Origin of the sequence: Cryobacterium sp. RTC2.1 (assembly GCF_035018685.1) — a bacterium.
In the GTDB taxonomy this organism is placed as follows: Bacteria; Actinomycetota; Actinomycetes; order Actinomycetales; family Microbacteriaceae; genus Cryobacterium; species Cryobacterium glucosi.
Window position 1 is genome coordinate 1 of sequence record NZ_JASJXJ010000207.1, and the last position, 5,516, is coordinate 5,516.

5 protein-coding genes are annotated in these 5,516 nt (G+C 71.2%); 3 read left to right on the forward strand and 2 right to left on the reverse strand.

Features of this window, described 5'->3' with window-relative positions:
• Positions 1 to 2,304: UvrD-helicase domain-containing protein (locus tag QN357_RS17610; RefSeq protein ID WP_323505285.1), on the reverse strand; the 2,304-nt coding region annotated here is incomplete at its 3' end.
• A gap of 98 nt (positions 2,305 to 2,402) precedes the next feature.
• On the opposite strand from QN357_RS17610, the gene QN357_RS17615 reads away from it, so the two are divergent.
• Positions 2,403 to 2,627: a DUF3107 domain-containing protein gene (locus tag QN357_RS17615; protein WP_134449555.1), complete on the forward strand. Its 225-nt coding sequence runs from the start codon at positions 2,403 to 2,405 to the stop codon at positions 2,625 to 2,627.
• 7 nt (positions 2,628 to 2,634) lie between these two features.
• Positions 2,635 to 2,943 carry a hypothetical protein gene (locus tag QN357_RS17620; protein WP_134449554.1) on the forward strand — a complete coding sequence of 103 codons (309 nt, stop codon included), beginning with the start codon at positions 2,635 to 2,637 and terminating at the stop codon, positions 2,941 to 2,943.
• A 104-nt stretch (positions 2,944 to 3,047) separates the two neighbouring features.
• On the opposite strand, the gene QN357_RS17625 is transcribed toward QN357_RS17620, so the two are convergent.
• Positions 3,048 to 3,794, reverse strand: coding sequence for a ferritin-like fold-containing protein (locus tag QN357_RS17625; RefSeq protein ID WP_134449553.1), 747 nt, complete (start codon positions 3,792 to 3,794; stop codon positions 3,048 to 3,050).
• Positions 3,795 to 3,980: 186 nt separating this feature from the next.
• Between QN357_RS17625 and QN357_RS17630 the strand changes: the two genes are divergently transcribed.
• The coding region (locus QN357_RS17630; protein ID WP_323505286.1) for a DEAD/DEAH box helicase at positions 3,981 to 5,516 on the forward strand (1,536 nt) is incomplete at its 3' end.

Consider the following 5,516-nt stretch of genomic DNA (forward strand, 5'->3'; position numbering starts at 1 on the left):
GCTCGCGGCCTGGGCGAACATGCGCAGCTCGTCGTGCAGGACCTCGGTGCGCGCGTCGCCGCCTCGGGGGTCGCGTCCGGAAGCGAGGGCGGCGAGATCGCCCGAACCGAGCAGCGAGCCGCGGATGCGCAGGTCCGGCCAGACGTTCTGCTGCACGTTCGCGATCACGACGAGGTCGAACTCGCGGCCGATCAGCCCGTTCGGGGTCGAGACGGTGACGGCGTCCCCGAGGGCGCGGGGGGCGAGGGTGTCCTCTGGGACGTCGGTGTCGACGAGGTGTTCGAGGAAGAGCACCGGCGGGGCCGCCGGGGTGCGTTCGACGTAGCGTTGCGCTGCGGAGAACAGGGCTACGACGGCGTCGAGGTTGTGGTTGGCCTCGTCGGCGATGATGCCGATTCCGGTGGACTGCTCGAGCCATTCCCTGGCGAGGCCGCTGCGCTGCCAGAGGCCCCAGAGCAGTTCCTCGATGGTGGCCCCCGCCTCGTATTCGACGGATGCGGCGAGCAGGCTCTCCGCGCAACTCGCCGCGCGGCGGGCGGTGCGGTTGTCGATCGCCGACAACAGCGACGGCGTCGCGAACACGGCGGCGAGAAGCTCGTCGGCACTGCGGGTACGGGCGGCGCTCGGGGTCGCGCCGGTTGCCGGCTCGCCGGGCTCCTGTTTGCCGAGTTCCTGTTGGCCGAGTTCCTGTTGGCGCAGCGCCGCGCGGAGGCGCCGCAGGGTGATCGGGTCGAGGCCACCGAGGGGGCCGCGCAGGAGTTCGGTCGCCGCTTCGGCGTCGAGGGGACGGCGGCCGAGAGTGACGTCGAGGGCGAGGATGAACGCACGCACCGCCCATTCGTCGCGGAGGGCGGTCTGCGCTGAGGGCACCTGGGTGGGCACCTCGAGGGCCGCGAGGCCGCGGGCGAGTGCCGGGATGGCCGAACCGCTCCGCGCGACCACGGCCATGCGGCCCCACGGCACTCCGTCGAGCACATGCCGTTCCCTCAGCCGCCCGGCGATGAGCGCGAGCTGGTCGGCGGGGCTCGCCGCGAGGAGGGTTTCGACAGAGGCGGCGGATGCTTCGGTGCCGGCCGCGTCGGTGCCGGACTTTGCGACGCCCGACTCTGCGGCTCCTGGGTCTGCGGTGCCGGACTCGACTGAGGGCACGTCGGACGGGGACTCGACGCTCCCGGCCCGGCGTTGGGTGCCCGCGGACGCGGTCCCGATCCGGTGGGTGATCTCCCGCACGACGCCCCGGATGGCGGGTCCATGCCGGTAGACGGTGTCGAGCACGAGGGTCGTGACGCGTGGTGCGCCCGGAGCGAGGTAGTCGGCGAGCCTGCCGAGGGCATCCGCGTGGGCGCCGTTGAACGAGCCGGTCGTGATGTCGGGGTCGCCTGCCGCCACGATCGCGACGCCGCGCGCCGCGAACTGGGCGAGCAGGGTGAGGGTGGCCCTGTTCAGTTCCTGGGCGTCGTCGACGACGATGAGGCGGAGGCCTGCAAGGGTGCCGAGGGTCGCGGCTCCCGCGGACCCGGGAGCCGCTGCGGCGACGACGGCCGCGGCGAAGCCGGCGAGCTCGGTGGAATCGTACTGGCCGGGCCGGCTCTGGTCTTTGACCTCGTCGTAGCCGCGGATGAACCGGGCAGCCGCGATCCATTCCGGGCGGTCGGTCGCTGCACCGAGCTCGACGAGGCGGGTGGGGGTGATCCCGTATTCCACGGCCCGCATCATCAGGTTGCGCAGTTCGGTGCGGAACCCGCGCAGCCGGCGCACGCCCGCGTCGAGGGTGGGCGGCCAGGCCGGGCCGGACGGACCCGCCCCGTCGCCGTCACGGACCCCGTCACGGTCGCGCACGCCGCCGAAGTCGCCGCTGCCATCGACGGGGTTGCCGTCGTCAAGGTCGCCCTGGAGGAGTTCGGCGATGATCTGGTCCTGCTCGCCACCGGTGAGCAGCGTCGGCGCCGGTCCGCCGGCCGCGGCCTCCGCTCCGCGCACGAGTTCGAACGCGACGGAGTTCGCCGTGCGGGCGAGCGGGCCGTTGGTCGGAACGCCGAGGCGGAGCGCAAGCCGGTCACGCAGCACGGTGGCGCCCGCCCGGGTCGGCACGAGCAGGAGGACCTCCCCCGGCGCGTACCCGCGCTCGAGGACGCGTTCGGCGAGGAGCTCGATGAGGGTCGTGGTCTTCCCGGTGCCCGGGGCGCCGATGAGCGCGGCGGAGACCCCGTCGGCCAGCTCGAGGGCAGCCCGCTGGGAACCGTCGAGGGGGAAGGGAGGCGCGGAAACGTCGCGGTCGAGGGTCGGAATTCCGGGGCTGGTCACGTTTTCAAAGCTAGCGGGTTGCGCCGACAGTGAACGTTGTCCGGCTGCCCCGCCGTTCTGTCGTAATCTGGGCGCTTAGGCAACGAAAGGCGCATCTGGTGGATATCCGCATTGGCATCTTCAACTCTCCCCGTGAGATCAGCTTCGAGACGTCGCAGGCCGCGACCGAGGTCGAGGAAGCGGTAGCAGCCGCCCTCTCCGGTTCGACCGGGTACCTCAAGCTCGCCGACAGCAAGGGCCGGGTGTTCATCGTCCCGACGATCGGCCTCGCCTACGTCGAGCTGGGCTCCGAGGAGTCCCGTCGCGTCGGTTTCGTCGCGTAACACCGGCATGGAACTCCTCTTCGCCGCGCTCGGCGGGGCCGTCCTCGGCCTCGCGGCACGGTACGCGCTGCCCGGGCGCACGAACCACGGTGCCGTGCTGCTGCCCGCGATCGGCACGATCGTCGCCATGGTCGTCTGGGTCGCACTCACGTGGTTCGGCTGGGCCTGGGACGGTGGCTGGATCTGGTGGGCCACCCTCATCATCGCCGGCGGGGCATCCGTCGCGGCAGGCACGACCCTCGCGCGCTCACGCGTCGACGGTGACGCACGGATGCTGCACGAGCTGATGCGCACCGGTCGCCCGGGCCGCGCCTAGGCTTCCCTCGCGCCGAGCGCGAGTGTTCCGCCGTTGCGCGTGCGGTGCGCCACCCGCACAGCGGCGAACCGCCCGCGCTCGAACGCGGGTTCATCGCCGCATGCTCAGGCGGTGAGGCCGAGGCCGTCCATTCGCCGGGTGTGCGCGGCGATCAGTTCGGTGAAGACCGGCTCGATGCGCTCCTCGGTGGGACCGGCTGCCAGAACGACGCCGGACGGGTCAGGCGTGCCCGCGAACGCGAGCGCGGAGCGGGCGATGAGCAGGGTGTCCCCGACCAGCCGGCGGCCCCAGAGGGCCAGGTGCGAGGCGAGCGGCGCATCCGCTGCGATCGCGGCCGCGAGCTGGGTCGCGAGGATCGCGGTCCCGGCATCCTCGCCGAGAAGGTGCGCGACCCGCGGGCCGACCTCACCGGGCAGCCCGTCGGAGAGCCGGATGAAGAAGTCGTCGAGCAGGCCCCCGGCGAGGTAGCAGCTCAGCAGCAGCTCGGTCCAGTCGGCGCCGCTGATCTCGGCACGGAAGGCGTCGAGGGCCGGTACGAACGGCGCCATCACGTCGGCGGGTTCCGCTCCGCGACGGCGGATCTCGGCGACGAGGCCCTGGTGCTTGGAGAGCGCGCGCCCAGCGGCGGTGCTGAGCGCCTGCTTGGCGGCGAGGTCCGGCGCGATCGCGACGGCGCGGGCGAGGCTCTCGAAGACGCCGAGCTCGAAGTATGCGGACTGGCCCAGGAACGGGAGCAGTTCGGGGGTGAGGTCCTTGATGTCCACTTTCGTGGTCGATGGACGTTCCCCCCGGGTGGTGAGCCGGGGGATAATCTCGACGCGCTTGGCGCGCCCATCAAACCAGGAGAACACCAGCCCAGCTTAGGACAGAGCTGCGGCATCCGCGCGGCCCGACACCGACCGCGCCCGCGTGGCTTCGGCTGCTTCCCAGACAGCTCCCGGTAAGGTGAGACAAGCCATCGGCGTGGATCGGTGGCTGGTGCCCGAGGCAGAAGACGGGCGCATCTTTCGTTTCCAGCTAATGACAGGCAAACTTTCGTGACTTTCTCCGAACTCAATATCGACCAGGACCTGGTTGACGCTCTCGCCAGCAAAGGCATCCTCGAGCCGTTCCCGATCCAGCTCCAGACCATCCCGCTCGCGATGAGCGGGCAGGACATCATCGGCCAGGCCAAGACCGGCACCGGCAAGACCCTCGGCTTCGGCCTCCCCCTCATCCAGCGTCTCGGACTCGACCCCGAGCCCGGCGTGCAGGCGCTCGTGGTCGTCCCGACCCGCGAACTGTGTGTGCAGGTCAGCGAGGACCTCGAGATGGCCTCGCAGAACCGCAACACCAAGATCGTGTCCATCTACGGCGGCAAGGCGTACGAGGGCCAGATCGAGCAGCTCAAGGCCGGCGCCCAGATCGTCGTCGGCACCCCCGGCCGCCTGCTCGACCTCGCGAGCCAGCACCTGCTCAGCCTCGCCAACGTGCGCGAGATGGTCCTCGACGAGGCGGACAAGATGCTCGACCTCGGCTTCCTGTCCGACATCGAGCGGCTCTTCGCCCAGACGCCGTCGACCAGGCACACCATGCTCTTCTCCGCGACGATGCCCGGCCCGATCGTGGCCCTCGCCCGCCGGTTCATGAACCGGCCCATCCACATCCGCGCGCAGGAGCCCGACGAAGGCCTCATGCAGGCCAACATCCAGCACATCGTCTACCGTGCCCACAGCATGGACAAGGACGAGGTCATCGGCCGCATCCTGATGGCGGAGGGCCGCGGCAAGACCGTGATCTTCACCCGCACCAAGCGCGCGGCCGCCAAGCTCGTCGAGGAACTCGGCGACCGCGGCTTCAACGCGACCGCCGTCCACGGCGACCTCAACCAGGACCAGCGCGAACGCGCCATGGCCGCGTTCAAGGCAGGCAAGAAGGACATCCTGATCGCAACGGATGTCGCCGCTCGCGGAATCGACGTCGACGACGTCACCCACGTGATCAACCACACCATCCCCGAGGACGAGAAGGCGTACCTGCACCGCGTCGGGCGCACCGGGCGCGCGGGCAAGACCGGCATCGCGGTCACGTTCGTCGACTGGGACGACATGCACAAGTGGACGCTGATCAACACCGCACTCGACTTCGGCGTTCCGGTCCCCGTCGAAACGTACTCGTCCTCACCGCACCTGTACTCCGACCTCAACATCCCGGTCGGCTCGAAGGGGCGCCTGCGCATCTCGCCCGTGCGCGAGCACGCCGCGGGAAGCGGTCACTCCGACTCCGGCCGTTCGGACGGTCGCTCCGGTGGCGCCGGGCGCACCGGCGGCGCCGGCCGCTCCGGCGGATCGGGCCGCGGCGGAGACGGGGCACGCTCGGATTCGGGTCGCACCGCAGACGCCGGCCGTTCCGGTGCAGCACGCACCCGCACCCGTGTCAGCCAGTCCACCAACCCCGACGCCCCTGCTGTGACCCCCGCAGCGGGCACCCACGACGGCGGCGGAGCCCAGCACCACGACGGCAACAGCGCACCGCGCCGACGCAGCCGTTCGCGTCGCTCGAAGAGGGCGGGCTCATCCGGCGAAGCGGTGGAG